The 25037-nt window shown below is 54.6% G+C and carries 33 protein-coding genes; 31 read left to right on the top strand and 2 right to left on the bottom strand.

Features of this window, described 5'->3' with window-relative positions; translation table 11 throughout:
- Window positions 1-18: 18 nt before the first annotated feature.
- Together ACQG1K_RS13705 and ACQG1K_RS13700 are read right to left on the bottom strand one after the other, a co-directional pair.
- On the bottom strand, window positions 19-342 hold the full coding sequence (locus ACQG1K_RS13705; protein ID WP_150343348.1) for a hypothetical protein: 324 nt from the start codon (window positions 340-342) through the stop codon (window positions 19-21).
- A 535-nt stretch (window positions 343-877) separates the two neighbouring features.
- Entirely contained in the window at window positions 878-1333 is a 456-nt protein-coding gene (locus tag ACQG1K_RS13700) for a helix-turn-helix domain-containing protein (RefSeq protein WP_057067674.1), read from the bottom strand.
- Between the two features lie 106 nt (window positions 1334-1439).
- Between ACQG1K_RS13700 and ACQG1K_RS13695 the strand changes: the two genes are divergently transcribed.
- The 31 genes from ACQG1K_RS13695 (at window position 1440) to terL (ending at window position 25026) form a co-directional block, all read left to right on the top strand.
- Complete coding sequence (locus ACQG1K_RS13695) at window positions 1440-1673, top strand: YdaS family helix-turn-helix protein (protein WP_057067936.1); 234 nt, start codon at window positions 1440-1442, stop codon at window positions 1671-1673.
- Window positions 1674-1738: 65 nt separating this feature from the next.
- Window positions 1739-2185: a toxin YdaT family protein gene (locus tag ACQG1K_RS13690; RefSeq protein ID WP_017384468.1), complete on the top strand. Its 447-nt coding sequence runs from the start codon at window positions 1739-1741 to the stop codon at window positions 2183-2185.
- A 21-nt stretch (window positions 2186-2206) separates the two neighbouring features.
- A complete protein-coding gene (locus tag ACQG1K_RS13685; protein ID WP_150343351.1) occupies window positions 2207-2431 on the top strand; it encodes a hypothetical protein in 225 nt (74 codons plus the stop codon).
- 2 nt (window positions 2432-2433) lie between these two features.
- Window positions 2434-3423 carry a helix-turn-helix domain-containing protein gene (locus ACQG1K_RS13680; RefSeq protein ID WP_059346975.1) on the top strand — a complete coding sequence of 330 codons (990 nt, stop codon included), beginning with the start codon at window positions 2434-2436 and terminating at the stop codon, window positions 3421-3423.
- A complete protein-coding gene (locus ACQG1K_RS13675; RefSeq protein ID WP_065420221.1) occupies window positions 3420-4808 on the top strand; it encodes a replicative DNA helicase in 1389 nt (462 codons plus the stop codon). The genes ACQG1K_RS13680 and ACQG1K_RS13675 overlap by 4 nt, the downstream gene beginning before the upstream one ends.
- Window positions 4809-4849: 41 nt before the next feature.
- A complete protein-coding gene (locus ACQG1K_RS13670; RefSeq protein ID WP_059346974.1) occupies window positions 4850-5527 on the top strand; it encodes a hypothetical protein in 678 nt (225 codons plus the stop codon).
- Between the two features lie 3 nt (window positions 5528-5530).
- Window positions 5531-5779: a hypothetical protein gene (locus ACQG1K_RS13665; RefSeq protein ID WP_367074235.1), complete on the top strand. Its 249-nt coding sequence runs from the start codon at window positions 5531-5533 to the stop codon at window positions 5777-5779.
- A complete protein-coding gene (locus tag ACQG1K_RS13660) occupies window positions 5772-6176 on the top strand; it encodes a hypothetical protein (protein ID WP_059346972.1) in 405 nt (134 codons plus the stop codon). Before ACQG1K_RS13665 ends, ACQG1K_RS13660 begins: the two co-directional genes overlap by 8 nt.
- 2 nt (window positions 6177-6178) lie before the next feature.
- Window positions 6179-6652 carry a class I SAM-dependent methyltransferase gene (locus ACQG1K_RS13655; RefSeq protein ID WP_367074237.1) on the top strand — a complete coding sequence of 158 codons (474 nt, stop codon included), beginning with the start codon at window positions 6179-6181 and terminating at the stop codon, window positions 6650-6652.
- A 3-nt stretch (window positions 6653-6655) separates the two neighbouring features.
- Complete coding sequence (locus ACQG1K_RS13650; RefSeq protein WP_054830280.1) at window positions 6656-6901, top strand: hypothetical protein; 246 nt, start codon at window positions 6656-6658, stop codon at window positions 6899-6901.
- The gene (locus ACQG1K_RS13645) at window positions 6894-7232 is read left to right on the top strand and encodes a hypothetical protein (RefSeq protein WP_059346971.1); all 339 of its coding nucleotides are present in this window, start codon (window positions 6894-6896) and stop codon (window positions 7230-7232) included. Before ACQG1K_RS13650 ends, ACQG1K_RS13645 begins: the two co-directional genes overlap by 8 nt.
- A complete protein-coding gene (locus tag ACQG1K_RS13640; RefSeq protein WP_426759373.1) occupies window positions 7187-7600 on the top strand; it encodes a hypothetical protein in 414 nt (137 codons plus the stop codon). Before ACQG1K_RS13645 ends, ACQG1K_RS13640 begins: the two co-directional genes overlap by 46 nt.
- 68 nt (window positions 7601-7668) lie before the next feature.
- Window positions 7669-8265, top strand: coding sequence for a DUF1367 family protein (locus ACQG1K_RS13635; RefSeq protein WP_054830279.1), 597 nt, complete (start codon window positions 7669-7671; stop codon window positions 8263-8265).
- A gap of 11 nt (window positions 8266-8276) precedes the next feature.
- The gene (locus ACQG1K_RS13630; RefSeq protein ID WP_071886559.1) at window positions 8277-8579 is read left to right on the top strand and encodes a Ref family recombination enhancement nuclease; all 303 of its coding nucleotides are present in this window, start codon (window positions 8277-8279) and stop codon (window positions 8577-8579) included.
- Entirely contained in the window at window positions 8567-8731 is a 165-nt protein-coding gene (locus ACQG1K_RS13625) for a hypothetical protein (RefSeq protein ID WP_155616775.1), read from the top strand. Before ACQG1K_RS13630 ends, ACQG1K_RS13625 begins: the two co-directional genes overlap by 13 nt.
- A 3-nt stretch (window positions 8732-8734) precedes the next feature.
- Window positions 8735-9025, top strand: a complete 291-nt coding sequence (locus ACQG1K_RS13620; protein WP_054830278.1) for a hypothetical protein — start codon at window positions 8735-8737, stop codon at window positions 9023-9025.
- Window positions 9026-9061: 36 nt separating this feature from the next.
- Window positions 9062-9547, top strand: coding sequence for a hypothetical protein (locus tag ACQG1K_RS13615; protein ID WP_059346970.1), 486 nt, complete (start codon window positions 9062-9064; stop codon window positions 9545-9547).
- A gap of 14 nt (window positions 9548-9561) precedes the next feature.
- Window positions 9562-9792 (top strand): hypothetical protein, encoded by a 231-nt coding sequence (locus tag ACQG1K_RS13610; RefSeq protein ID WP_023305508.1) that lies wholly within the window; start codon window positions 9562-9564, stop codon window positions 9790-9792.
- A gap of 3 nt (window positions 9793-9795) precedes the next feature.
- A complete protein-coding gene (locus ACQG1K_RS13605; RefSeq protein WP_367074241.1) occupies window positions 9796-11421 on the top strand; it encodes a portal protein in 1626 nt (541 codons plus the stop codon).
- Window positions 11418-11651: a hypothetical protein gene (locus ACQG1K_RS13600; RefSeq protein WP_001619031.1), complete on the top strand. Its 234-nt coding sequence runs from the start codon at window positions 11418-11420 to the stop codon at window positions 11649-11651. Before ACQG1K_RS13605 ends, ACQG1K_RS13600 begins: the two co-directional genes overlap by 4 nt.
- The gene (locus ACQG1K_RS13595; RefSeq protein WP_367074243.1) at window positions 11638-12474 is read left to right on the top strand and encodes a hypothetical protein; all 837 of its coding nucleotides are present in this window, start codon (window positions 11638-11640) and stop codon (window positions 12472-12474) included. The genes ACQG1K_RS13600 and ACQG1K_RS13595 overlap by 14 nt, the downstream gene beginning before the upstream one ends.
- 33 nt (window positions 12475-12507) lie before the next feature.
- Window positions 12508-12747: a DUF7681 family protein gene (locus ACQG1K_RS13590; RefSeq protein ID WP_054830271.1), complete on the top strand. Its 240-nt coding sequence runs from the start codon at window positions 12508-12510 to the stop codon at window positions 12745-12747.
- A 216-nt stretch (window positions 12748-12963) separates the two neighbouring features.
- Entirely contained in the window at window positions 12964-13875 is a 912-nt protein-coding gene (locus tag ACQG1K_RS13585; protein WP_367074245.1) for a phage capsid protein, read from the top strand.
- Between the two features lie 58 nt (window positions 13876-13933).
- Window positions 13934-14497, top strand: a complete 564-nt coding sequence (locus tag ACQG1K_RS13580; RefSeq protein ID WP_059346967.1) for a hypothetical protein — start codon at window positions 13934-13936, stop codon at window positions 14495-14497.
- Window position 14498: 1 nt separating this feature from the next.
- The gene (locus ACQG1K_RS13575) at window positions 14499-16490 is read left to right on the top strand and encodes a hypothetical protein (RefSeq protein ID WP_059346966.1); all 1992 of its coding nucleotides are present in this window, start codon (window positions 14499-14501) and stop codon (window positions 16488-16490) included.
- A gap of 1 nt (window position 16491) precedes the next feature.
- The gene (locus ACQG1K_RS13570; RefSeq protein ID WP_059346965.1) at window positions 16492-16941 is read left to right on the top strand and encodes a GNAT family N-acetyltransferase; all 450 of its coding nucleotides are present in this window, start codon (window positions 16492-16494) and stop codon (window positions 16939-16941) included.
- A 2-nt stretch (window positions 16942-16943) separates the two neighbouring features.
- Window positions 16944-17411, top strand: a complete 468-nt coding sequence (locus ACQG1K_RS13565; RefSeq protein WP_023305517.1) for a hypothetical protein — start codon at window positions 16944-16946, stop codon at window positions 17409-17411.
- A 2-nt stretch (window positions 17412-17413) separates the two neighbouring features.
- Complete coding sequence (locus ACQG1K_RS13560; protein WP_059346964.1) at window positions 17414-20122, top strand: transglycosylase SLT domain-containing protein; 2709 nt, start codon at window positions 17414-17416, stop codon at window positions 20120-20122.
- Window positions 20122-23013 (top strand): hypothetical protein, encoded by a 2892-nt coding sequence (locus ACQG1K_RS13555; RefSeq protein WP_059346963.1) that lies wholly within the window; start codon window positions 20122-20124, stop codon window positions 23011-23013. The genes ACQG1K_RS13560 and ACQG1K_RS13555 overlap by 1 nt, the downstream gene beginning before the upstream one ends.
- A 64-nt stretch (window positions 23014-23077) precedes the next feature.
- A complete protein-coding gene (locus ACQG1K_RS13550) occupies window positions 23078-23419 on the top strand; it encodes a hypothetical protein (RefSeq protein WP_047359753.1) in 342 nt (113 codons plus the stop codon).
- Window positions 23416-25026, top strand: a complete 1611-nt coding sequence (gene terL / locus ACQG1K_RS13545; RefSeq protein ID WP_059346218.1) for a phage terminase large subunit — start codon at window positions 23416-23418, stop codon at window positions 25024-25026. The genes ACQG1K_RS13550 and terL overlap by 4 nt, the downstream gene beginning before the upstream one ends.
- Window positions 25027-25037 lie beyond the last annotated feature (11 nt).

The following is a 25037-nucleotide window of genomic DNA, read 5'->3' as shown; positions in this document are numbered from 1 at the left end:
GCGGGTCAGGCGCCGCTATCAAAACGGGATGTCACTTTCCTGGATTGTGGAATGGTCGATGCACAGCAGCTGCTGGATCTTGTCTTCGATGAAAGCGACGCGCTGGTGTGCCTGGTCGACAATTGACGCCTTTTCCTTCTGAAGGCGCTCAACTTGTTTACCGATGATATCGATCGGCTCTGGCTGGTTTATCTCAAGGCGAATAGTGCGCGTTTCCAGAAGCACATAAAGCTCCGGATAATTCTGTGACATGTCACAGGTTGCTACCGGGTAAATAGCTGGGGCATGAGGATTGGTTGAGGCGTGAATGTACAGAGTTACCTGCAGGGGTAGCGCTTCCATAGCGGCTCCTTACTGATGTATAATTCGAGCCGATCAGCGGCTCATGTCGTTGGTCTTTCCTCGGTACAGGGTTGGTCCCCTGTACCACCTCCGGGTGGTTTGGTCACTGTCCCGGGTAAAGAAGCCCACCTCGGTGGGTTTTTTTACGTCTGGTGCCCGTCTTTCCAGGCTGTCAGGGCTGGTCATGCCCGTTGGTCTTTCCTCGTATTCATTGCCGTGAAAAAAAGTGCCCCTCATGGAGACGAGGCAAAGACTACACACAGCAATTTTGGATTCGTTGCGGTCTTTCCCGCATGTCATCGTACTGGCGGCGACCCTCGAATTTGGTGCCTGTCTTTCCAGACTGTCAGAACGTTTTTCTGAACAACTGCCGCGTGGTTAGTGCGTCGTTGATGCTCTGGATATTAATAACGTTAATATAAATGGTCAATATTAATATATTAATTTTGGCAATATTTTTTGTATGACATTGATAAACATGGATAAAAAAAATCCCGGCGCGGTGGCCGGGTTTTGATGCAGATTGCTGGAGGGACTATTGTTTTCTGGCGGCTAAAAGCTCTTCGAAAAGCTTATCAAAATCTTGTATTTTTTCTTTTAAATCAGACAAATGCCTTTCTTTTTCGCTTTGTGGAAGTCTGTCATACAGTGTTATTAGTTCCACATGTTCTGGGCTGAGAAGCTTCCAGCCAGGCCCAGTTCTGTCCTCAATGTAATCCCCTGACTTACGCACATAGTTCATCATTTCGGCCAGATCTGGTCGAATAGCTTCAGGCTTAACCCCCAACAGAGACGCAAATTTGAGGGTGGCGTCCGTGTTTAAAGGAGTCGTACCGTTAAGGTAATGGCTTACCGAAGCCTGCGTGCTGAAACCAAGGGCCTCCGCCGCCTTTTCCTGAGTAAGGCGCAAAGTAACTTTTTTTGCATTCCATATCTCACGGAGACGTTTAGCTGCGTCAGTTTCAACTGCATCAAGGGTTTTCTTTCTCATGAGCGCATATTATTCGCAAAATTAATCAAGTTCTAAGGTCATTGATATTGACTAAAAATATTAACGTTATTAATATTCGGTTTAATCAACAACTGAGGATGTACGTATGAAGCTGAAAACTTACTTAAAGACATCCGGTGTAAGGCAACAGGCTTTCGCCGTACTCGTGGGGCGGACCCAGGGGTATGTCAGCCGTGTTGCTTCCGGAGAGTGTCTACTTGGGGCTGCCACGGCACTTAAATGGGCTGCTGCAACAGAATTCCAAGTAACACCACATGATCTGCGTCCTGATTTATATCCGAACCCAAAAGACGGGATTCCAGACAGGGCAGCAGCTTAACAACCAGCAACCAATAAATCTGATTAAGCCTAATCAGGTTTTCAGCGACAGGAGACGCGAAGGAAGTGGAAAACCTCGAAGAACTGAAACGGGAGATCTTCAACTGGGCCGTAGAGCGCGGGCAGGAACATGTTGCCATCGAAATCACACGTATGTGGTTCCGAATGGGTGGTAACACCAGCACGGTAAAGCTTCACCAGATGGAAGACCCAATGGGTAACGCCGACTGGCGGGCCATAAACAATAACCGCCAGCAAATTTTTCGCTGGTTACGTGGCGACACTAAAGCGGCAAGAGCCAAAACAAGAGCGCTGGCTAAGGCTATGGAAGCGGCGCTGCCTGCAGAACGATACGCGCAGCTGGGAATGACCACTCAGCACTTGATATGCGTAGCGATACGCGAGTTTGCCGCGGCGATCATCGCGCTACTGCTGGATGCCAGGGATAGACCGCAGAGGATAGCCCAGGCATTACAAGCCATCCAGGAAACACAGCGCCTGACCAGCGTTTAACTGTACCGAGGAAAGACCAACATGCTGAATTCAATTGACCGCATTACCTGGCGGAACGGCTTCCGTCTGAATGGCGCACCGGCCGTCATAGAAGACATCGAAGATATTTTCGAAGGCCGCCGCGCAGCTGCGTTATCTGTCTGGGCGCAGTATGAAAAACTGAAAGAAGAACTCCGCGAAATGAATTTGTCACCTGAGGAATATCAGGCGGCATGCCGTCAAATTGCTGAAACATTGGGGATCTGATTATGAGTATGACCCTGATGGCCCGCGCGATGGCAATTAAAACCGGAAACCCTATCCGCAAATTGGTGCTGATCAAACTGGCTGATAACGCCAATGACAGCGGTGAATGCTGGCCGTCGTACAAACATATTGCCGACCATTGCGAGTGCAGCAAGAGCGCTGTACGTGATCACATCGATGCGCTGATCGCTATGGGGCTGCTGGTGAAAGAAAACCGCCCTGGCGTCAAAAATGGTAAGGGTAATGCGTCGAATCTGTATTACATGAAACTCGATAACCCTATGCCGCCAAAAAGCATAGCCCCTATGCCGTCAAAAAGCACAGGTGTGCCGCCAGAAAGCACACCCCCTATGCCGTGTGGCGGCACCAGAACCAGTCACTCTTTTGAACCAGTCAATGAACCTAAAGATCCCCCTAACCCCCAAATGGGGGAGGGCGAGGAAATTATTCTCGCTGACGCGAAAAAAGCGCTCGAGTTTTATAACGACTGCACCGGTACCCGTTGCCGTGACGTTAAACCGTTCGTGCTCATGCTCACGCCGACCCTGACGCGTGAGGGGTATACCCTGGCCGAATTGCAGTTAGTTATCCGCTGGGTTCTGGCTACATGGCATCGCCGCGGCTCTGGCGCACCTAAGCCAGCAAATATCTGCCGGGTTAACCGGTTCGACGGTTATCTCGCTGACGCTGAGGCGTGGGCTACCACAGAGGCGAGTATTGATCCGGTAGCGGTTGTTGATGCCTACAACGAGATTTTCGCTGACGTACTTCCTGCCGCGACACTTGACGCTGATCGCCGCCAGAAAATTACGCGCCTCGCGGCTCACATGATGAATAAAACCACAGGTGCGTTTCTGGGTTACCTGGAAAAATTCCGCAATACCGCGCCAGATTTTTACTTTGGCGGCGAACACCGCGACGGCTGGCGCGCCAGTTTTGATTACCTGATGAAACCGGAAACACTGCGTAAGACAAGGGAAGGTGCACTGTGAGCCCTCAGGATCTCGAAGCCTGTGTGCTGGCTGGCCTGCTGAATGGCGGTGCCACTCCGGATGCGTTCGATGTGATCGCCAGCACGCCGGAGGAATCATTCAGCATCGGATTCCATCGCCGCGCTTTCAGCGAAATAAAAAAACAAGCCCTGGCGAACGGCATGATCGATATGCTTTTCATCAGCGAGGCTCTGGGTGGTTCAAGTCTGGCCGATTTGTCAGACATTTCCCGTATTCCTGCCACAGTACCAAACCTGAAAGGGTATGCAGGGAAGATGGTCAAAGCATGGCGCAGCAGGGCGCTGGCGAAACTGCTGCAGGAGGGGGCCGACGGCATCCGGCAGGCAGCAAACCAGGAGCAACGCGATCAGGTGGTCGAGAACGCCGTCGCGCAGCTGCTGGATATGACTGCTGACACTGGCGACATTCAGCCGGTACATATCAACGAGCTTTTGCCTGTTTACATGGATACCGTGCAAAAACGCATGGATGGTGATGAATCGACCCGCAATTTGTTGACGGGTATTTCGGATCTCGATAGCGCCACTGGAGGAATTAACCCACAGGATCTTATCGTCGTTGCTGGCCGCCCGGGAATGGGTAAAACAGAGTTCGCGCTCACCGTGGTGGAAGGGGTAACGGCCAAAGGCGGCGGCGCGCTGATTTTTAGTATGGAAATGGCGGCCACGCAGATCGTTGAACGCTCACTGGCTGGCGCCGGAAACCTTTCTGTATCACGGCTGCGTAACCCTCAGGACATGTATGACGAGGACTGGGCGCGCCTGACATCAGCGATGGCCACACTCAATGATCGTGATATCTGGATTGTTGACGCTACCGATTTGACCGTCGAACAAATCCGCGCCATTGCGGAAACTCACAAACGCCGCCACCCGCATTTAGCGATGATTATGGTCGACTACCTTGGTCTGATAAAAAAACCAAAAGCAGAGCGTAACGATCTCGCCGTTGCGCATATTTCGCGAAACCTCAAAACGATGGCTATGCGCCTGCACACGCCCACTTTCGCGCTGAGCCAGCTCTCCCGTGCCGTTGATGCGCGCCCGGCAGCACAGCGCCGCCCGGTGATGTCAGACCTGCGTGATTCCGGCTCTATTGAGCAGGACGCCGACAGCATCCTGTTTCTGTATCGCGACGAGGTTTATAACCCTGAAAGCCCTGCTGCAGGTGTTGCTGAGGTCATTCTCGGTAAGTGCCGCTTTGCCGCAGCTGGCACCGTGATCTACCAGGAATTCAAGAACGGCCATTTCTTACCAATCGATCAACATGTCGGGAAAGAGAAAACCCGTATTCAACTGGAGGCAGCCAAACCCAAAAAACAACCGCGTCGGTATTCCGACAAATACAACACCGAACCGTTTTAACCGCGCCTGACCAGCGCTAATTAACCAACGAGGAAAGACTAATGACCGATTTACTGTATGCAAAAACCACCAGCGCAGATGATGGTTGTGACTGGGGGCCAGTAATCATCTGGCGTATGAATGCTGGCGCGCGTGCCAGAAATCGTGCCTGTTACGTTCCGGCACCCCGCCCGATCCAGGTAAACCCTGTTTATCGCGTAGCGAAAACAAAAAAAGCACCTGTGCAAGCCGTTAACACCTCAGGGCGTTGGCTCAAAACCCACACTGCGACGGTTATCACTGCTAAAGGCGAAAAAACGGTAAAAATCCGCGAGACTGCCACCGTTTGGAGTGCCGGGAGCAATGAAAACTACGACAAGCTCACCGGGCAGCGCGTCGGCGCACCGGGCCGCTGCCGCCTCCTTCTGGAGTCGATCACTCCGATTGCACGCAAAGCAAAAGCGGAATCCCAAAAGGCCTCCGGAGAGTTATCAGCACAAAAGCTGGTGGCGCTGATGAAGGGCAAAACCCTTTCGTATCAGGGCATCCTCGCTGCGATCAAAAAATATCACCCGGACATCAATATTACCCCCGGCCAACTGCAAAAGCGTATCTGGCGCATGGTTCAGTCCAAATACGTTGGCATTGAGCGTCACGATGATATGCCGGTGACTCATTTCACCCTGAAAAGTGTTGATCCTCGTTTTTACACCCATTCAGAGAAAAGCGTGAAGGATTAAGGCATGGCCGGGGAATCGGATTACCTACCGCCCGGCTTACCCCTCAATCGCTCCAAATGGCCGCAGGAATTTCAGCTCAAAGAGCATTACGACATGCGCGCTGCCGCGCTCGTTCGCCAGCTCTATGAGAAGAAAACCACGCGTTACGCGGTCGTTCAGCAAATTGAGGCAACGCCGGAGAGTCAAAGAGAGTTTTTTAGAGAGCGCTTAAATTACTGGCGCGCGCAGAGAGAAGGGTTAAACGATGAATAACAAAGAATTAGTCAAATCCGGGCACGAACTGGCAAAAGCAATCAGCAGTGATACGCCGCTGATCGAGATCGCGAAGATGGTTTCTAATCTCGCCACTCAGTTGGATGTTCAAATCGCACGCTCTCACCAATTATCAATAGCACTGGAAGCCGCAGAGAAGCGGACCGCCGAGCTGAAAGCGAAAAAAGTAAAGATTAAACTGCCTGAATCATTCTATCCGGACGGTGATATCGACTGCCCGTTAGTTATCAATGAATACCAGATTATTGAGGCGATTGTTGCAGCAGGCTGCAAGCCGTTCGCAGTCTGCCCACGATGCAAGCGTGAGCTCGATTTAACCCACAAGCCTGACGGGGCGCATTATTGCCACGCCGCTGATACCGCTAAAGGAGAGTGAGTATGGCTGAGCAAACCGTTCTGGATATGTGCTGCGGTTCCCGCATGTTCTGGTTCAATAAACGCGATACGCGCACGCTCTTCGCCGATATTCGCAGCGAAGAGCACGAATTATGCGACGGCCGCCGCCTCGTTATCCGTCCTGATTTGATTGCAGACTTCCGCTCGCTGCCGTTTGCTGATGCGTCGTTTCCGGTTGTTGTGTTTGATCCCCCACACCTTGAGCGTGTCGGCCAAACGGCATGGATGGGTAAAAAATACGGACGCCTCAACAAAAAAACATGGCGGGCGGACATTCGCGCGGGGTTCAAAGAGGCTTTTCGCGTATTGCGGCCACACGGCGTACTCATTTTCAAATGGAATGAAACGCAGATCCCGGTGAGCCAGATTTTGGAGTTAACAGACGAGAAACCCGCTATCGGCCAGCGTACCGGGAAGAACGACAAAACCCACTGGATCATCTTTGTTAAGGACTAAGCTATGAGTGAAAACCAAGCAATAGTGTATCGTGACGAGAATAATCGCGTCATCGTTCTTGAACAGGGAGGCAACCGTAGGGAGTTCACTCCAAATGAGTGGCGAGTCATCTGCATGGCGGCAGACAGCGACATGGAGAATCGTGTCTATACCGCCACCAGAGCTATGGAGTTACGCCAACAGCGATGGGAGGAAGAACGGAAAAAGTTGATTTCTCGCATTGCCGAACTGGAGGGCGCTAATGGCTAAGACCGCAGCTGAACGTAAAAAAGCGCAGCGCGCACGCCAGGCCAAAACCGGTAACCGCAAGCTGGAGCTGCAGCTCGATGCGCAGGAGGTTGAAATGCTCGAGCGCAACTGCGCCGGCCGGCGCCCTGGTCGTGCGCCGTATGACATGACCGAGTATATCGCGCTGCTGATCCGCCAGGATGATGCACGGATGCGCAACCGCATTAAGCGTGTAAGCACCACCAAATGCACCAAGTGCGGCGACGCGCTTCCGGTTAAAAGCTGCATCATGTCAGGTGATTCGCAGTGCTGGATAACAGGTGGCTGGAAAAAATTCATACTGACAGTATGAGTCAGCAGAGCAAAGCATACTACCGCCGGAAACGGCGGTTTTTTTGTTTAAAAACAAAACAATACGTACTTGTATTTTTAATTATTTTAACGTTTTGTGCTCTTAAGGATTTGCACTTCCTGCCACTTGGGAGTATATATACTGTAATTTTATACAGTTGTTTGAGAGGGGGAGGCGTGATTGAAAAAACGGAGATTGGGGATCATCTTCCCGATAACGGCCGCGTACTCGTGACCCTCAGAAACGGCAAAATATCTGCCCTACGAACTGCTCATGATGATGAGCACCTTGCATCACTTAAGTCGTTGTTTGAACTGGCGGAATTGTCTGGTTTTACCATTGTCGGAAAAGACAAAACTAAGGTATAATTAGGGCATCGGACTGAACACCCGATAACCTGTATTTCTGAGCAATTGCTGCGCTAAAGGGGAAACCAATGGCGCAGTATTCTTTTGTAAAATCAGCAGGCGGAGTATTAATCCCGGCAACGCCAGAAGCGCGCGAATTTATCGAAAAAAAATGTCGCATGGGCGCTGTGCTTTACGCCGACTTTAAACAAGCGCGCAATCCGGCATTTCATCGCAAATTCTTCGCGTTGCTTAATCTGGGGTTTGATTACTGGCAGCCGACCGGCGGAACCATTTCCCCGGCCGATAAAAAACTGGTTCGTGGGTATGTGCAACTGGTGGCCCATTATGCCGGGCATGAAGAAACACTCCAGGAACTGGCCGATCAGTATCTCCGCGACGAAGCAGAAAAACGCGCCGGAAATATCAGCGCAGTAAAATCGTTTGAGGCGTTCCGTTCCTGGGTAACTATCCAGGCAGGTTTTTACACCGAATACGAAATGCCTGACGGCACCACCCGCAAAGAACCAAAATCCATATCGTTCGCAAAAATGGACGATATCGAATTTTCCCAGCTCTACAAATCCGTTCTCGATGTGCTCTGGAATTTCATCCTCTACCGCACGTTCCCAACACAGCAGGCCGCAGAAAACGCAGCCTCACAATTATTCAGCTACGCCGCGTAAGAAATATCGCCATGACTAACGACGATAAACGCTGGCTGGCAGACGTTGCCTCTCTGGGTTGCGTTGTATGCCGAAATCTTGGCTATGGCGCATCACCTGCAGAAATCCATCACATACGCACAGGGCAGGGAATAGCCCAACGTGCAAACCATAAAAAAACATTACCTCTGTGCGCACCTCACCACAGAACCGGCGGGCACGGCGTTGCTATCCACGCAGGTCAGAAAACATGGGAAAAAAATTACGGCACCGAGACTGAGTTACTGGATCAGGTGACCATTGAAGTGGGGGAATTGCGATTATGCAGAATTTAATTCCACTCTTGGCGGTAGCAGGAAAAACCAAAAAGTGGCATGGCGCCCAGCGTCAGGAAAGAACAATATTCTGTTTACCTTCTTTTCTCACCACAGCGGCGGGCGATTTTTCCCTTCTCTATGTTCGCGCGCGCGCGCGTTTTGGGGGCTGATAAATGCCGCTGGTTGCCACCTTCAAAACCGACTGGTTCCGGGTCATTACCGACCTGACCAGAAAAAACCTCACGACACAGGAAATTGCCAACGAACTTGGCGTTTCGAAATCTGCCGTTCTGGGCTGGAAGTCAGGATCAGAACCTCGCCACGGTCATGGTGAGGCACTTATTGCGCTCTGGTGCATGGCAACCAGCTCTGACAGAAAAAAATTACCCACGGTCTTGCATCGCCAGTGGTTCACCTTTCGGAAATCGCGTTTTGGTCGGGAAACTGACCAGACATGCAAATAACAATGACCGCTCAGCATTCATCCGGAGATAACTAAAATGGGTCGACCAAGAAAAAACGTTGAGGTGCCGGGGCAGGAAACTGCTGGTACCGATACAACCAATATCGTGGCGGAAGGGCAATTGCTTAATTCTGCCCCTGTCAACCAGACTGTAGCTGATACCCCAATTACAGCGACTGAGATCCTGACGCTTAACGCAGACGGCCAGCGCGCAGAACAGGAAGTTATCCAGCAGCGCGTTGCCAGTCTGTTGGACGATGCCGCACTTGCTGAGCGCAATACTCTGCTGGGTACCATCAACGAGAAGGGAGCGGCCATCATCGCCCGCTTTGAAACGCTGGGTTACACCGACCTGGCTGACCAGCAGCTGACCGACAATCTCGAATTCCTCCAGCTCGTCAAAAAAGCCACCACGGCGGAGCCCGCCGCGCCGCTGGGCTACGTGACGAACGACGAGGGCAAGCCGCAGCCGGTTACGGGTAAGCCCGTTCTGACTGAGCACGGCTGGCACGTTCCGGGCTAAGAGGGGGAATCGTTATGTGTGGAGGTGGAGCGCCAAAGGTCACGCAGACCGACCCGCAGGCCGAAGCGGATGCAGCTGCCGATGCAGCAGCAAAAGCGGCAAACGCCGATGCAGCAGCGCGCAAGAAGCGCAAGAAAGGCTCGTCCCTTCTCGCCAGTGGTGCAGAGGGTGCAGCTGATTCGGGCAGCTCTCTGCTGTCCTCTGGTGCGCAGGCAGCGCAGCAGAAAAACACTCTGGGGGCGTAACTGATGGATGAACTCGCCGTTAAGCTGATTAAGCGTTCCGACACGCTGAAAGCCAACCGCCAGCAGCATGAAAGCGTCTGGCGCGAGTGCTATGACTACACCTATCCGCTGCGCGGCGCGGGATTCTCTGACGAAGTGCTCGACGCTCAGAGCGCAAAACACAAGGTGGCGAAGCTACTGGACGGCACCGCCACCGACAGCGCACGCATGCTGGCCTCTGCGCTCATGTCCGGCATGACCCCGGCGAACGCGCAATGGCTGAACCTCGACAGCGAATCTCTGCCGGACGACGCCAAAGCCTGGCTGTCTGAGTGCGCCACGCTGGTCTGGGAAAATATCCACGCCGCCAACTTCGACGCCGAAGGCTACGAGGCGAATCTCGACGTGGTGTGCGCTGGCTGGTTCGTCCTGTACATCGACGAGGACCGGGAAGAGGGCGGCTACACCTTCCAGCAATGGCCGCTGGCGCAGTGCTATGTCACGTCCACCCGCAAGGATGGCATCGTGGACACGATCTACCGCCGCTACCAGCTGACCGCAGAGCAGGCCATCAAAGAATTCGGCGCGGACAAGGTCAGCGAGAAGATCCGCGACGCGGCGAAGAAAAAGCCCGACGATAAATTTGATTTCCTGCACTGCATTTTCCCGCGTGAAACCTACATGGTCGATGCCCGCCTGGCGAAGAACATGCGCTTTGCATCGTACAACGTCGACGTGAGCAACAAGCAGATTGTGCGCGAATCTGGTTATCACGAATTCCCGTGCTGCGTGCCGCGCTGGATGAAAATCCCCGGCGGTTCCTACGGCATCGGCCCGGTGTACGACGCGCTGCCGGACTGCAAAGAGCTGAACGAAACCAAACGCATGGAGAAAGCCGCGCAAGATCTGGCTATCTCCGGCATGTGGATTGCCGAGGATGACGGCGTGCTCAACCCGCGCACGGTCAAGGTTGGCCCGCGCCGTATCATCGTGGCGAACAGCACCGACAGCATGAAACCGCTGCTGACAGGCGCAGATTTCCAGGTAGCGTTTACCGCAGAAGACCGCCTGCAGGCGTCAATCCGCAAAATCATGATGGCCGACCAGCTGCAGCCGCAGGACGGTCCAGCCATGACCGCCACCGAAGTGCATGTGCGCGTCGCGCTGATTCGCCAGCTGCTTGGTCCGGTGTATGGCCGGTTCCAGGCTGAATATCTCCAGTTGCTGGTGGTGCGCTGTTTTGGCATTGCATTCCGCGCTGGCGTCTTCTCCCCGCCGCCTGAGAGCCTGCAAAACGCCAATTTCAATGTGCGTTACATCTCGCCTCTGGCACGCGCCCAGAAGCTGGAAGACGTAACGGCAATCGAACGCCTCGGCGCGAACGTGGCAAACCTCGCGGGCATCAACCAGGACGTTGTTGACCTCATCGATACAGACGAAGCCACTCGCGTTGTGGCTGAGGCTCTCGGCGTTCCGGCAAAAGTAATTCGCTCATCCGATGCTGTGGCGGATCTCCGCGATCAGCGCCAGAAAGCACAGCAGCAGGCCGCTCAGCAGCAGCTCATGATGCAGGCGGGATCCGAGGCAGCAGGAGCCGCAGGGCAGACCGCTGGCGCGGCAATAGGGCAACGACTGGCAGGTAACCAATGAGAATAAAACAGGCCACGCCTCAGGACTTTAAGCGCATTTTCGAGGAAATGCCTGGCGGCTCTCAGGTGCTGGAAGAGTTAACGCGCCGCTTTGGGCGCGCTGCGTACGTCCCCGGCGGTACCGAGGGCGACCGGGAAACATGTTACAGAGCAGGGCAGCGATCCGTACTGGATTACATCCTGCGCGAAATCAACAAGGCCGATGGAGTCGAAGACGATGTGGAAGCTTAAACACTTATTCATGAACGCAGAGCCGGGTGCAGAACAGCCAGGCGGTGGTAACGGAGGTGGTGAATATGGCGGCAATAATCCTGGTGCTGGCGAACCTTCTGGTAATTCTCTGCTCAGCACCGGCGCGGGCGAACCGGGTGCTAATGACTGGCTACCTGAGAAATTCCGCGTTATGGGCGAAGACGGAAAACTCAGTATTGAAAGCTCTGCCCGCAAACTGGCGGAAAATTACACTCACCTTGAAAAACGCATGGGGAGCGGCGACGCGCCGCCGAAAACGGCAGATGAGTATGCGCCTAAGGTAGAGGTCGAGGGATTCAACTGGGAAGAATTCAAAGCCGATCCGCGCATGCAGGGCTTCATGAAAACTGCGCACGCCAAAGGCATCACCAACGATCAGATGAGCTTTATCCTGGGCGAATACGCACAGCGCGCTCCTGAGCTGGTGGGTGGCGCCGCTGCGCTGGATTCGGAAGCGGCCACCACGCAGCTGCGCGAAGTGTGGAAGACTGACGCAGAGTTTAAGCAGAACATCGGTCTGGCTTTCCGCGCGTTCAACTCTCTGGCGGACGACGCCGATAAAGGCCGCATTGACGAAATCGGCAATAACCCGATGGTTATCCGCATGCTGGCTAAAGTCGGTGCTGAAATGCAGGAGGATGCGCCAGCGGGCGGCGATGTGAACCTCGAAGAGCAGCAGACCATTCGCGACCTGATGAAATCTCCGGCCTACATGGATCCAAAACACGCCGACCACGAACGCGTATCTGCGAAGGTCAAAGCGTATTACCAGCGTCGTTACGGCGATCAAACCGTAGCGTGACATGTCACGACAACTTAAAACGAGGAAAGACCAGTGAGCGAAGCAAAACCACAAGATGGTAGTACCGTTAAGGGATATCGCAGCCTGACCGAGACGGAAATCGGCGCAATGAACGATCTGAAAGCTATTAGCCGTAATTTCCTGGCTGAGATTGAAATGCTGTCTACCAACAGTGAATACGATCGTCGTTGGTTAGCCATCGCGAAAACCGATATGCAGACTGCATGCATGGCGGCCTGTCGTGCCGTTGCTCGCCCTGATGCGGATTGCTAACTCCTCAGCACTCTAACAAAAAGCCAGCCTAACCCGCTGGCTTTTTCATTTGGTCGGGATTCCGACCGCGCACCTCGCTAACAATCTCCCCACAACCAGCCCGGCGGGGACGCCGGATAACTGAATTTTCCCGCAGTGCGTACGCGCCACGCGCATTGTGTTAATCGGGCCGGGCAACCGACAACCCAGCAGGCGATATTTTCTGGAGTGATTGTTATGTCATTTGATACCAATAAGAACATGATCACCGCTGCGTTTATCACGCAGTTTCATGATTCTTTCGAAATCGCCGCGCAGCAGAAGGATTCCCGCCTGCAGGCTGCGGTAAACGACCGTGGGATGATCACCGGCGAAGCGTTCACCATTAACGATATGGGCACCATCGAAATGACGCAGATCACCACGCGTTTTGGTGACACCGTATGGGACCTGCCAGACGCTGGCACCCGTAATGCGTTGATGGCGGACTACGCTGTATTCGTGCCAGTTGAAAAACGTGACCTGCGTAAACTGCTGGCCGACCCGCAGGGTCCATATCTGCAGCTCACCCTGGCGGCCTCCAACCGCAAAAAAGACGATGTTGTTTATCGTGCTCTGCTCGACCCTGTGATGCGTAAAACGTCCAGCGGCGGTGCGTACGCACCGGTGGTGCTGCCTGCGTCGCAAAAAATCGTTGCTGGTGGCACGGGCATGACCAAAGCCAAGCTGATCGCCGCGAAAGCGATGTTCCGCCGCAACGAGTGCGATGAGCAGAACGGTGAAGAACTGTATATCACCTACAACGCCGACATGCTGACGCAGATCCTCAGCGATACCACGCTGACTTCTGCCGACTTCATGGCGGTGAAAATGTTGCAGGAAGGTGCTGTGTCCGGAAACTGGCTTGGTTTTAAGTGGCTGGCTTACGAAAAACTGGATTCTGCGACCGCAGGCGATCCGGCCGTGACCACCAAAACCGCCGTCGCATGGTGTAAATCCGCTGTGCATTTCGGTACCGGCGCTGAGTACAGCGTTGATATCGGCCCACGTCGCGATAAAAACAACACCATTCAGATCTCTGTTGATGCGTCTTATGGTGCTGGCCGTGCCAACGAGAAAAAAGTCGTCGCCATCGATTTTGTTGCTTAATGCCGCTGGTGTGTTTGCCGGGGACTACCCCCGGCCTTTTTTCATCTGAGGTTCTGCCATGACTTCGAGTGTATCGATCTGCTCAAACGCACTTCTGGCGCTGGGTGCTCACCCGATAAATGATTTCGACGAAGACACGGATCATGCCCGTCTTTGCGCCAACCTTTACCCTACTGTCCGCAATAAATTACTCCGCGCTCACCCGTGGAACTGCGCGATAAAACGCGTTGTGCTCTCACCTGTCAGTGCCGCGCCTGTCTTCGGGTATGGTTATCAGTTTTCTTTGCCTGGCGACCTGATTCGCGTTCTCTCTGTTGGCGAACTACGTGACGATATTGATTACCGGATTGAGGGAAGCCGACTGCTGGCTAACGTCGATGTGATTCGCCTGCGTTATATCTTCCGTAATGAGGACGAGTCCACATGGGATGCCGCGCTGGTGGATGTTGCTGAAATGACGATGCAGTCCAAGCTGGCGTATGCAGTGACCGGGTCCACCAGCCTGCGCGATAGTCTGGCGCAGGAGGCCTCATTCCTGCTGAAACAGGCAAAAGCCGTCGATGGCCAGGAAGAACCGCCGGAAGAGCTGGGCGGCTATCCAACTTATGAGTCGAGGTTCTGACATGCGCGCGAACCTTATAAAAACCAATTTTACAGCTGGCGAAGTTTCCCCACGTTTGATGGGGCGCGTTGATATTGCCCGCTACGCCAACGGCGCGAAGATTATCGAAAACGCGGTAGTGGTCGTGCAGGGTGGTGTTGTCCGCAGACCTGGTACCCGCTTTGCGGCGGCCACGAAATTCGGCAATAAAAAATCACGTCTTATTCCCTACGTGTTCAACCGGTCTCAGGCTTACATGCTGGAGTTCGGCGACGGCTACATGCGTATTTATCAGAACGGTAAGCAGCTGGTTAACGGCGACAATACGCCTTATGAAATCGCCAGCCCATACACCGCCGATATGTTGGCTGCCGTGAATTATGTCCAGGGCGCTGACACCATGTTTCTGGTTCATCAGTCTGTGAAGCCTCACCGCCTCCAGCGCCGTGGTCAAACAGACTGGGTGCTTGAACCGGCACCGTTCATCGTTGAGCCATTCGACGAGGTGCGCGATACACCGCAGAAATGGTGTAAGCCATCCGTCAAAGAGTTCGTGGGCTCTGAAATTACGCTGACCCTGAGCGATGCGGAACCGGGAGACACCCCAAATCCACCATTCACTGGCGCGGGCTGGGTTGCTCAGGATGTGGGTTCCTACGTTCGCCTTAACGGCGGTCTGGTGCTGATTAAAAGCATCACCAGTGCTCAGATTGCCGTCGGTACCATTCGCAGCGACCTGACGGCAACGCAGGCGGCATCGCCAGGATCATGGACGCGTGAGGACACAGTCTGGACCGATGAATTTGGTTACCCCGGCGCGGTGACGCTATACCAGCAGCGCCTTGTCCTGGCGGGTTCGCCAAAATATCCGCAAACAATCTGGTGGAGCGAAACGGGCGTTTATCTGTCCTTTGAGATTGGCACCGAGGATGATGACGCGATCAGCTTCACGCTGTCTTCAGACCAGCTCAACCCGATTGTGCATCTGGCGCAGATGAATACCCTGATTGCGCTGACATACGGCGGCGAGTTTACGATCACCTCCGGCAACGATGCAGCTATTACGCCGACCAATATCTCGGTGAAAAATCCGAGCCCGTACGGCTGCAACGGGATCCGCCCGGTGCGCGTTGGTACCGAAATCATGTTTGTGCAGCGCGCTGGCCGCAAACTCTACGCGGTAGCGTACGACCCGGACAGCTTTGTTTCCTATTCCGCCAACGATATGACGGTGCTGGCCGAGCACATCACCGCTGGCGGCGTGCTGGATATGGCATACCAGCAACAGCCGGATGCGTTTATCTGGATGGTCCGGGCTGATGGCGCTGCGGTCACGATGGCTATTGACCGTGGTCAGGATGTAATTGCATGGTCACGTCAGGTCACAGATGGCGCGTTTGAGTCGCTGGCGACCATCCCATCGGAAGCTGACGATGTGGTTTATGCGATCGTCCGTCGCGAGATAAACGGCCAGACCGTACGTTATGTCGAGGTGTTCGACAGCAAACTCTATACGGATTCAGCCATTACAGGGGCCAGCGGCGGCGATGGTGCTACGACATGGTCGGGGCTTTCGCATCTTGAGGGGCAGACGGTTGATGTGGTGGCCGATGGTGCAGTTATGCCGCAGTACACCGTTTCCTCTGGTCAAATCACCCTGTCACGTAAGGCTAAAAGCGTGGAGATCGGCCTGCACTTCGAAAGCACGATCGAAACGCTATCGCCGGAGGTTTCCACTACCGAAGGTACCACCCAGAATGCGAAAAAGCGTACCAGCGAAGTGACGATGCGGTTTCTCGATACTACAGGTGCAGAGTGCAACGGCCAGGTTATTCCGTTCCGCCGGTTCGGGCCGAAAATCCTCAACCAGCCAGCGCCACTTTTCACCGGCGATCACTACTGGGGAAAACTCGGCTGGGAACGCGGGGAAGACACTCTGCTTATCCAGCAGCGCCAGCCGCTTCCATTCCATCTTCTTGCAATTATTTTCACATTCACCAGTAACGGGGGCTGACATGGTACGTAACGCAACAGCCGGGGATATCCCGGCGCTGATCGAGCTGGGCGCGCGGATGTATATCGAATCCCGGTACTCGCAAAACTCACCATTCGATGAAGAAAAGTGTGCAGAGCTTGCCCGAAGCGTTATCGCGTCGCCCGCAGGGTGTGTACTGGTGGCAGAAAAAGAGGGGGTAGTCATCGGCTGGATGGCTGGTGGCATTGCTGAGCAGTGGTTCAGCCGACAGCTGATGGCCTTTGAGTATGGGCTCTTTGTCGCTCCGGAGCATCGCGGCGGCACTGCGGGCCCGCGTCTCGCTAAAGCTTTTATCACCTGGGCGAAAGAACACGGTGCCGCGCTCATAAACATGGGCATAACCACGGGCGTACATGAAGAACGCACCGGCGAAATGTATTCCCGTCTTGGTCTGAAACGTTCCGGCCTGCTGTATTCAATGGAGGTTTAAAAATGTGTACTGGCGTGGAAATTGCGGCTATTGGCGCATCCGTGCTTGCCGCCGGTGGCGCGGTTTATAGCGGGCAGCAGCAAAAGAAAATGTCCAACTATCAGGCTGCGCAGGCGGAAGCTGATGCCGAGGCTGCACAAGCAGCTGCACGGGTGGAAGCCGATCGCATCCGTAAAGCTGGACGGGCACAGGCAGCTGCAGCGCGAGCTTCTCTTGCCGGGTCTGGTGTGGACACGGGGGAAGGCACGGCGCTGCGTATTCAGTCCGATATCGTTGGCGATGCTGAGCAGGATGCTTACCAGACCATTCTGAACGGTACGAACCAGAGCGCCAGACTGAATTCTCAGGCGTCCGCTGACCGTATCTCTGGCCGTAACGCTTCAACATCTGGCTACATCAGCGCGGGTAGCTCTGTGCTTAGCGCGGGCGGTACCGCATATAACGGCTGGAAAAAAGCAGGGAGTAAATAACCGTGAGAATTCCAACGGGTAATTTTGGTAACGTTACGCCGCAGGCGAATCCTACCCGCGTCAGTGTCAGTAATGTCGGGCAAATAGGTAACGCAGTCGCAGGTCTGGGGGCGGCTTTAGGTCAGACTGCTGATGAGGTACAGCGCACGCAGGATAAAGCGGATGTGGCGGCAACCCAGGCTATCCTTACCGATCTTGATGCGAAATCCAGTGACCGCTGGGAAAACCCGGAGACCGGCGCGCTGGTAACCCGGCAGGGGTTCAAGTCTTCCGGCGTTGGTCTGGACATGGATAAACAGGACTCTTCCGACTACGAAGAGGCCCGTAAACGCGTACCGCAGAGCCAGCTGCAGTATTTTGACGCGCAGTGGAAAGCGGGTCAGATCCGCCGAGCCAGCACTTATAACAGCTTTGAGCGTAGCCAGACTGAACAGGCGCAGCGCCAGCAGCTCGACGCGACGGTTAAATCGTCTGTTGAACAGGAAGCGGGGGCGTTTGACGATCCGCAGGCTGCCGCACTGATTCGCAGCGCCCGGCAGCACTCAATTTCATTGTATGGCCAGGCGCAGGGGTGGTCACAGGAGCAAATAGACCAGGCTGTTTCTGAAGCCAATTTGCGAGCAATGGACCAGCGAGCCCAGAACTACGCGGTTACAAACCCACAGGGCTGGTTAAATGGCGATTTTCCCGTGAAAGATACCGGTGCGCTGGATATGCGCGCCATCGGGATTGTTGAATCCGGCGGTAAGCATTTTAATGCTGACGGCAGCATTATCACTTCGTCCGCCGGCGCGCAGGGAAAATACCAGCTGATGCCAGATACGGGCAAAGAGCTGGCGGCGAAGCGCGGAGTTGAATATAACCCGGCAGATGAAGAACAAAATGCCCTGCTGGCGAGCGATTACGCAAATCAGCTGTACGGTAAATATGGCTCTGAAATGCTGGCGGGTGCTGCCTATAACTGGGGTATGGGTAACGTTGACAAGCTGATCGCGAAAACCGGAGACCCACGCAAGGGCGAAATTTCTGAGTCTGAGTTTATCAGCAAGCTGCCCTCTGAAACTCGCGGGTGGCTGGCTCGGTACCGTAAAAATAAAACCGGTCTCGATCCTGTGTCGGTTAACAAAATCGATAACATTGCTGAGTCGAAAATCCGTGAGCAGCGTACAGCCCTGCGCGAGCAAATCGACCCTATCCTAAATAATACGATGGCGCAGCTGTATAACGGTGAAGTGCCGGATGCTATGCCTGATAAAGCGTCAATTATGTTTGCGTACGGTGAGCAGGGAGCAAAAGCCGTTAAGCAGCTCGATATCGCGATCAACAACGCCAAAACCTTCCAGGCGATACAGTACGTGTCCCCGGAACAGCAGCAGGCAGAAATCGCAAAGCTCAAACCTCAGGCAAATGACCCAGATTATGCGCTCAAGCTCGATGCGTATGGCAAGCTCGGCGCGCTGGTGCAGAAAAGCAATGAAGCGATACAGGCGCAGCGTGATACCCGTCGTTTTAACGAAGCGCTGTCTATGGGCGAGAAACTCGACCCTACCAATAAATCCATGCAAAAAGCCGCCGACGCCACGCAAACGGCGCAAAACTTCCGGATTAACGACGCCACCACCCATGACGGGATTGTGCAGCAGGTGGCCCAGACCGGGATCATTCCTTCGCAGGTAACCACCCAGTTATCGGCGATATCCCGCGCGCGCAGTCCTGAGGCGGTCCGTCAGGGGGCTGAGTTATTTAATCGCCTCTATGACACGGATCCCGCGTCTGTTGGCGACATGCCAAAGGATATGCAGGGATTTTATCTCACCGTTAAACAGCTTACCGATTCTGGCATGGCGTCCGAAACCGCTATCGAACAGGCGCAGAATCTGACCTACAACCAGACCGATGCACTCAAAGCGCAACTGGCATCAACCCAGAGCACCAAGGAGTACAAAAAAGACCGTGGCAAAGCGATGGATTCTGCGGTGAGCAGCATGTCGGGCTTCTTTAGCTGGGGAAATCCATCTGCCGACGATCAGACGCCGGAGGCCGCACGTTTCCGCAACGATTACCAGTCGCTGTACGACATCAATTACCGCACTACCGGCGGTAATGCGGATGCGGCCAAAAAAATGACCAACCAGCAGATCGCCCGCACATGGAGTATCAGCGAGGTTAACGGCGACGCAAAACTTATGAAATACGCGCCGGAGGCGCTCTATAACTACGGTCCGTCAGGCTGGCAAGCTGCACAATGGAAAGAAGAAAAAGAAAACCTGATGTACGGCGAGCGCAAGGGCGAGATCACCACCAGCCCAGCGCAGCTTGGGATCACTTCTGGTAACGCGGTAACTGTCACCAGCAAAACGCCGGAGTCGCGTATTGGCGGCGATCTGGAAATTACCCCTGATGTGCTGACGGCCCGCAATGGCGATTATGCCATCATGGTGCGAACAAAAGATAAGGATGGTATCGAGGCGGTACAACCGTTCTACGATTCGTACGGCAGGCCGATGCGCTGGAAACCGTTACTGGAAGAGTGGGCGCCATACAAAAAAATGCAGGAAGAGCGCGAAGAACATGATCGCAATGAGTTGCAACGCGGTCAGGATATTCGCGGGTTCAAAGATAAACACCGCGCGCTCGATGAACAATATAAACGTCTGCATAACGAGCGTATGGACAGGGTTAAAAATTACTTTTCGTGGAGCACTGAATAATGCCGGTATACGCCACTCCTGAAGAACTGAATAACGGATTCACTCCGGCGGGTAATGTTCTGGCAGCACCTACAGGATTTGATGTGCCTTTACCCGAAGGTACCAACCCTGAGCCTCAACAGGATGAGCCCTCTGTCTGGGGGGCAGCATTTCGCCAGAATAACCTGCTTGGCGAAATGTTCCGCCCGGCCAAACAGTTTGAGCCGGTAGAGGGTTATAACCCTTATGCGGATAAAACCGAGCTGCACGGGTACGAACAGTGGGGCTCGGCGTTTGCTGATTCCCGATCGCCGGAGGAGACCGCCTGGCTGAAACAACAGATTGACGACGAAAACGAGGACCGCAGGGTACTTTCCGAGGCTGGCGGCGAAGGTGTCCTCGCCAGCATTGCAGCCGGAGTGGTAGACCCTGTCACCGTAGCTTCCATGTTTATCCCCGGTGCGCAGGGCGGCGCGGTTGCCCGTATCGCGTCGCAGGCTGCAATCGGTGCAGCTGCAACAGCAGCGAGCGAGGTTGTGCTGAATAATCAGCAGATAACACGCACGTGGGGGGAAAGCGCCTCCCACGTCGCAGCGGGTGCGTTGATGAGCGGCGTATTCGCTGCTGCCGGGGCTGCGTTATCGCCATCTGTTCGCACTGCGGCCACGCGCGAAGTGGCTGACGCGCTCGATAATATGAGCATCACGTCAGCGACGGACACAGCTGCTGCCTCGCTCCCCGAAGGGGGCAGCGTCGGCGCGGCGAGAATCAGCGAGGCAACGCTCGAGGATCTCACTCCTGCAGCTGGCGGTCCGGTTGGTAAACTGGCACGCAAGGCGGGCAGTTATCTGACGCCGTTCACCCGTCTTATGGAGTCACCGTCCAAAACCTCCCGCCGTACGGCGCTGGAGCTGGCAGAAAATAACTACACACTGCAGGGTAACGCCCGGGGTATTGAGACACCCGTCGCGGCAGAAACCCGCGTTCGCGGGTGGCGTCGTGAAGAGGCCGCCGTCGTGGTGACGAACAAGCAGGCCTACAGCCAGTATAAAGCCGCTGGCGGTGACCTGAGTTTTTCCCAGTTCCGTGAGGAAGTCGGTAACGCCATGCGCAGTGGCGATGTGCATGCTAACCCGGTGGTGCAGGAAGCGGCGCAGGCAATGCGCACCGTGGTTAACCGGGTGAAAGTGGCGCAGCAAAAGCTTGGCCTGCTGCCGCCCGACGAGGAACTGAAAGCCATCGGCCAGGAAAGCTATTTCCCCCGCGTGTACAAAGTCGGCAAGATCGTCAACGAGCGTGATAAATTCCGCGAGATGCTGGTCGACTGGTGGTCGCGCGGCGAAAAAACCATGTCACGCGAAGAGGCGGAAATTACTGCTGATGCCACGATCAATAAAATCGTCGGCGCAAAAATTCCTCAGGATTTTGCGAACGTCTTTATGGTGAAAGCGGCAGGCAGTACCCGGTCGCGTACGCTCAGCGTTCCCGATCGCCTGATGAAAGATTATCTGGAGAGCGACGCCAATTATGTACTGCAGCGTCATATCCGCGAGGCGTCAGCAGAGGTTGAGCTGACGCGCGCATTCGGTAACAAATCGCTGGAAAAGCAGCTCAAGGATATTCAGGATGAATACGATGCGCTGATGCGTCAGAACCCCAAAGACCAGGCGAAGCTGGCGAAAGCCCGCGATAACGATATTCGTGATATCACTGCGCTGCGCGACCGTCTGGCGGGTACCTACGGCATGCCGGACGATCCATCATCATTTTTCGTACGTGCTGGCGCGTTCCTTCGCAGCGCTAACTTTGTTACCAAGCTGGGCGGTATGACCGTTTCCGCTATTCCTGATCTCGCCCGTGGTGTGATGGTTAACGGGTTTGGCAATACCATGCGCGGCTACTCTGCGCTGATAACCCGGTCGCCGGCATTCAAGGCCAGCCGGGCCGAACAGTTAAAAATGGCCGTCGGGCTGGAAACCATCCTGCATACCCGTGCGCGTACGATGGGTGACCTGGTAGACAGTTCCGCCCGCACTACAGCGGTAGAAGCGGGAATGGAGCGCGTCACCGATGCGTTCGGCAAGCTCACGCTGATGGGCCACTTCGACGATATGAACAAATCGGTAAACGGGATGATCACCTCCGACGGCATTTTGTCCGGCGCGTTCGCTGGCCGCCGCCTTGCCAAGCTCGGCATTAACGACAATATGGCCGCGCGTATCCGCAGCGAATTCGAAAAGCACGGCGAGGTAATCAATGGCTGGCATATCGGCAATTTTGAAAAATGGGACGATCAGCATGTGGCTGGTGTCTTCCAGTCGGCGGTGCTCAAAGACGTTAACAATACCGTTATCACACCGGGGATCGGTGATACACCACTGTGGGCCAGCACGCCGCTGGGTAAAACTATCTTCCAGTTTAAATCGTTCGCTACCGCGTCCTACAACCGCGCAACGCTGGGCGGCCTGCAGGAGGGAACCGGCCAGTTTTATTACGGTACCGCTTTCCAGATTGGCCTCGGCGCACTGACGTACGCACTTAAACAATCTGCAAATGGTAAAGAGGTTGACTGGTCGCCTCAGAAACTGGCCATTGAGGGTATCGACCGATCCGGTATTCTCGGCCCGCTGATGGAATATAACAACATGGCAGAAAAAGCCTCCGGCGGTATGGTGGGGCTGGGTGCACTGCTCGGTACCGGAACGCAGTCACGTTATGCCAGCCGTGGTTTTATTGGCTCTGCGCTTGGTCCAACGTTCGGCCTGCTCGATACCGTTACCGATGTGACCGCTGGCGTGCTCAACGGCGATGCTGGCGATCGGGTACTGCATAACGTGCGTACGCTGCTGCCGGGTAATAATCTTTTCTGGATAGCGCCGCTGATAAATCAGGTTGACCCCGGCATGCGGTAATCGGTCGGGATTCCGACCTCTGGACTGCTCCATCATAGCCCTGTATTCACTACGGGGCTTTTTTATGCATCAAGATTACAAAACACGCCTTACCGCACTGAGTGATAAACTCACCGACGTGGTGCTCGAAGAAGCCGATCCGGAAAACTGGCCGGGGGCGGGGAAGAAACCGAGCGAACTGACCAAGGATGAACGCGGCGATCGCTACTGGGATAAGAAGAATGCAGCCGCATCGCTGACGCTGCTGATTAAGGTGCACTCCCTGATTGGCATGCAAACGCGCGGCGGTACGCCATCCGATAATCCAGGTCAGGATGATGAAGCCTTTGCGCTGGGCCAGCAGGTTTCAAAAGCTGAGCGAGAGGCGGCCGCCATTATTGAGCGCCTGCAGAAAGGGAAAAAATGATTTCGTTCCTCGCCTTCTTTTTAATGTGGGCGGAGCGAATGAACTGGGACGTTCCGGACTGCCACTATCAGGCCTGCCACTGGCTGGAGCATCGCGGAAACCTCGCGGTGCTTCGTTGTTTCCGTGGTTTCGGTAAATCAACGATCCTTGCGGTCTATAATGCCTGGCGATACTACTGCGATCGTCAGTACCGAATTCTTCACCAGTCGGAATCAGACGGAACCGCGTATAAAACCAGCCGTGACACTCAGAACGTCCTGCGTAATCATCCGCTGACCAAAGGCATGCTCCCTGACGGGCAGGGAACCGTTGAGCAATGGTGGGTTAATGGCGCGCTGGATTTACGTAACGGCAGCATGTACGCAAAAGGCATCCTGTCTAACGTAACTTCGGCGCGCGCCAACGAATGCCAGAACGACGACGTGGAGGTACCACGTAATATCCAGACTCCGGAGGCGCGCGAAAAGCTGCGCTATCGCCTGGGAGAGCAAACCCACATCCTGATCCCCGGCGGCCGCAAGCTTTATATCGGTACACCGCACACACATGACAGCCTTTATGATGAGGTGGAGTCTATGGGAGCCGACTGTCTTACCATCCGGTTATTTGATAAAGAAAAGCGCATTGAAGCGAAAGAGGCCTCGCAGCTGCGCTACGCCGTGCCTTTTCGTCCGGATTATGTTTTTGCTGGCATCCACAAGGCGGCGCGGCTGTTGGTCGAAAATGTGGATTATAAGCTGACCGCCGACGGCGTTGAGTTTGCGGCCGCACCGGACACGGTTATCGATTTTTATGCAGACTGCGCCTGGCCTGAACGGTTCACCCGTGAAGAAATGGAAAACCGCCGCAAAGAAACCCGCACGATTAACGAGTGGGATAGCCAGTATCAGCTGCACAGTAAACCCGTTGGAGACGTTCGCCTCGACCCTGACCGCATCCGGGAATACAACATTCATCCTCAAATTCGCTATGCGAACCGTACGGCTTCGCTGTGGCTGGGTAACGTGCAAATCGTTGGTGCGGTCGCCTGGTGGGATGTGGCAACCGGTAAAGTTAAGGCCGACGCCTCGGCGTTCTCTCTGATACTTACCGACGCACGCGGCCACCTGTACTGGCATGTCTGCCAGGAGCTTACGGGGGAGCTGGCCGAATTCGACGACAACGACAAAATCACTGGCGGCCAGGTGGCGCAGATAAAAGAGTTGGTGCTCAAATATCAGATCCCGGTTGTGTGCGTTGAGGTAAACGGACCCGGCAGCTTCGCGGGTAAATTGCTGCGTCAGGCGCTCAAGGGTACCAGCTGTGGTGTTCGGGAAGAATTCAGCATCACTAACAAGCAGAAACGTATCCTTGACGCGTTTGAAGCGCCGCTGTCGTCGCGATTCCTGTGGGCACATACTGACGTGCTCGACGGCCCTGTGTACGACCAGATGCGTGACTTTAACCCGGCGTTGACCAACCAGCCGGACGACTTTATAGACTCTGGCGCGGGAGCAATAAGTCAGACCCCTGTACGCATCGGGAAAGTGGTCGGGATTCCGACCGGGCATGCGCGCGAAGATTGGCAGTTAAGTGACGGAGATCATCTGGTCGACGTCGATTACTAACCTGCCAGAGG

The organism is Enterobacter cloacae complex sp. 402C9, from assembly GCF_050030745.1.
GTDB lineage: Bacteria > Pseudomonadota > Gammaproteobacteria > Enterobacterales > Enterobacteriaceae > Enterobacter > Enterobacter intestinihominis.
This window is presented reverse-complemented; position numbering and strand designations above follow the sequence as displayed.

Bases quoted from the DNA above. Each gene is read 5' to 3' on its own strand.
- ACQG1K_RS13705 (WP_150343348.1), bottom strand. From the start codon at position 342: ATGGAAGCGCTACCCCTGCAGGTAACTCTGTACATTCACGCCTCAACC.
- ACQG1K_RS13700 (WP_057067674.1), bottom strand. From the start codon at position 1,333: ATGAGAAAGAAAACCCTTGATGCAGTTGAAACTGACGCAGCTAAACGT.
- ACQG1K_RS13695 (WP_057067936.1), top strand. From the start codon at position 1,440: ATGAAGCTGAAAACTTACTTAAAGACATCCGGTGTAAGGCAACAGGCT.
- ACQG1K_RS13685 (WP_150343351.1), top strand. From the start codon at position 2,207: ATGCTGAATTCAATTGACCGCATTACCTGGCGGAACGGCTTCCGTCTG.
- ACQG1K_RS13680 (WP_059346975.1), top strand. From the start codon at position 2,434: ATGAGTATGACCCTGATGGCCCGCGCGATGGCAATTAAAACCGGAAAC.
- ACQG1K_RS13670 (WP_059346974.1), top strand. From the start codon at position 4,850: ATGACCGATTTACTGTATGCAAAAACCACCAGCGCAGATGATGGTTGT.
- ACQG1K_RS13665 (WP_367074235.1), top strand. From the start codon at position 5,531: ATGGCCGGGGAATCGGATTACCTACCGCCCGGCTTACCCCTCAATCGC.
- ACQG1K_RS13660 (WP_059346972.1), top strand. From the start codon at position 5,772: ATGAATAACAAAGAATTAGTCAAATCCGGGCACGAACTGGCAAAAGCA.
- ACQG1K_RS13655 (WP_367074237.1), top strand. From the start codon at position 6,179: ATGGCTGAGCAAACCGTTCTGGATATGTGCTGCGGTTCCCGCATGTTC.
- ACQG1K_RS13650 (WP_054830280.1), top strand. From the start codon at position 6,656: ATGAGTGAAAACCAAGCAATAGTGTATCGTGACGAGAATAATCGCGTC.
- ACQG1K_RS13645 (WP_059346971.1), top strand. From the start codon at position 6,894: ATGGCTAAGACCGCAGCTGAACGTAAAAAAGCGCAGCGCGCACGCCAG.
- ACQG1K_RS13635 (WP_054830279.1), top strand. From the start codon at position 7,669: ATGGCGCAGTATTCTTTTGTAAAATCAGCAGGCGGAGTATTAATCCCG.
- ACQG1K_RS13630 (WP_071886559.1), top strand. From the start codon at position 8,277: ATGACTAACGACGATAAACGCTGGCTGGCAGACGTTGCCTCTCTGGGT.
- ACQG1K_RS13625 (WP_155616775.1), top strand. From the start codon at position 8,567: ATGCAGAATTTAATTCCACTCTTGGCGGTAGCAGGAAAAACCAAAAAG.
- ACQG1K_RS13620 (WP_054830278.1), top strand. From the start codon at position 8,735: ATGCCGCTGGTTGCCACCTTCAAAACCGACTGGTTCCGGGTCATTACC.
- ACQG1K_RS13615 (WP_059346970.1), top strand. From the start codon at position 9,062: ATGGGTCGACCAAGAAAAAACGTTGAGGTGCCGGGGCAGGAAACTGCT.
- ACQG1K_RS13610 (WP_023305508.1), top strand. From the start codon at position 9,562: ATGTGTGGAGGTGGAGCGCCAAAGGTCACGCAGACCGACCCGCAGGCC.
- ACQG1K_RS13605 (WP_367074241.1), top strand. From the start codon at position 9,796: ATGGATGAACTCGCCGTTAAGCTGATTAAGCGTTCCGACACGCTGAAA.
- ACQG1K_RS13600 (WP_001619031.1), top strand. From the start codon at position 11,418: ATGAGAATAAAACAGGCCACGCCTCAGGACTTTAAGCGCATTTTCGAG.
- ACQG1K_RS13595 (WP_367074243.1), top strand. From the start codon at position 11,638: ATGTGGAAGCTTAAACACTTATTCATGAACGCAGAGCCGGGTGCAGAA.
- ACQG1K_RS13585 (WP_367074245.1), top strand. From the start codon at position 12,964: ATGTCATTTGATACCAATAAGAACATGATCACCGCTGCGTTTATCACG.
- ACQG1K_RS13580 (WP_059346967.1), top strand. From the start codon at position 13,934: ATGACTTCGAGTGTATCGATCTGCTCAAACGCACTTCTGGCGCTGGGT.
- ACQG1K_RS13575 (WP_059346966.1), top strand. From the start codon at position 14,499: ATGCGCGCGAACCTTATAAAAACCAATTTTACAGCTGGCGAAGTTTCC.
- ACQG1K_RS13570 (WP_059346965.1), top strand. From the start codon at position 16,492: ATGGTACGTAACGCAACAGCCGGGGATATCCCGGCGCTGATCGAGCTG.
- ACQG1K_RS13565 (WP_023305517.1), top strand. From the start codon at position 16,944: ATGTGTACTGGCGTGGAAATTGCGGCTATTGGCGCATCCGTGCTTGCC.
- ACQG1K_RS13555 (WP_059346963.1), top strand. From the start codon at position 20,122: ATGCCGGTATACGCCACTCCTGAAGAACTGAATAACGGATTCACTCCG.
- ACQG1K_RS13550 (WP_047359753.1), top strand. From the start codon at position 23,078: ATGCATCAAGATTACAAAACACGCCTTACCGCACTGAGTGATAAACTC.
- terL (WP_059346218.1), top strand. From the start codon at position 23,416: ATGATTTCGTTCCTCGCCTTCTTTTTAATGTGGGCGGAGCGAATGAAC.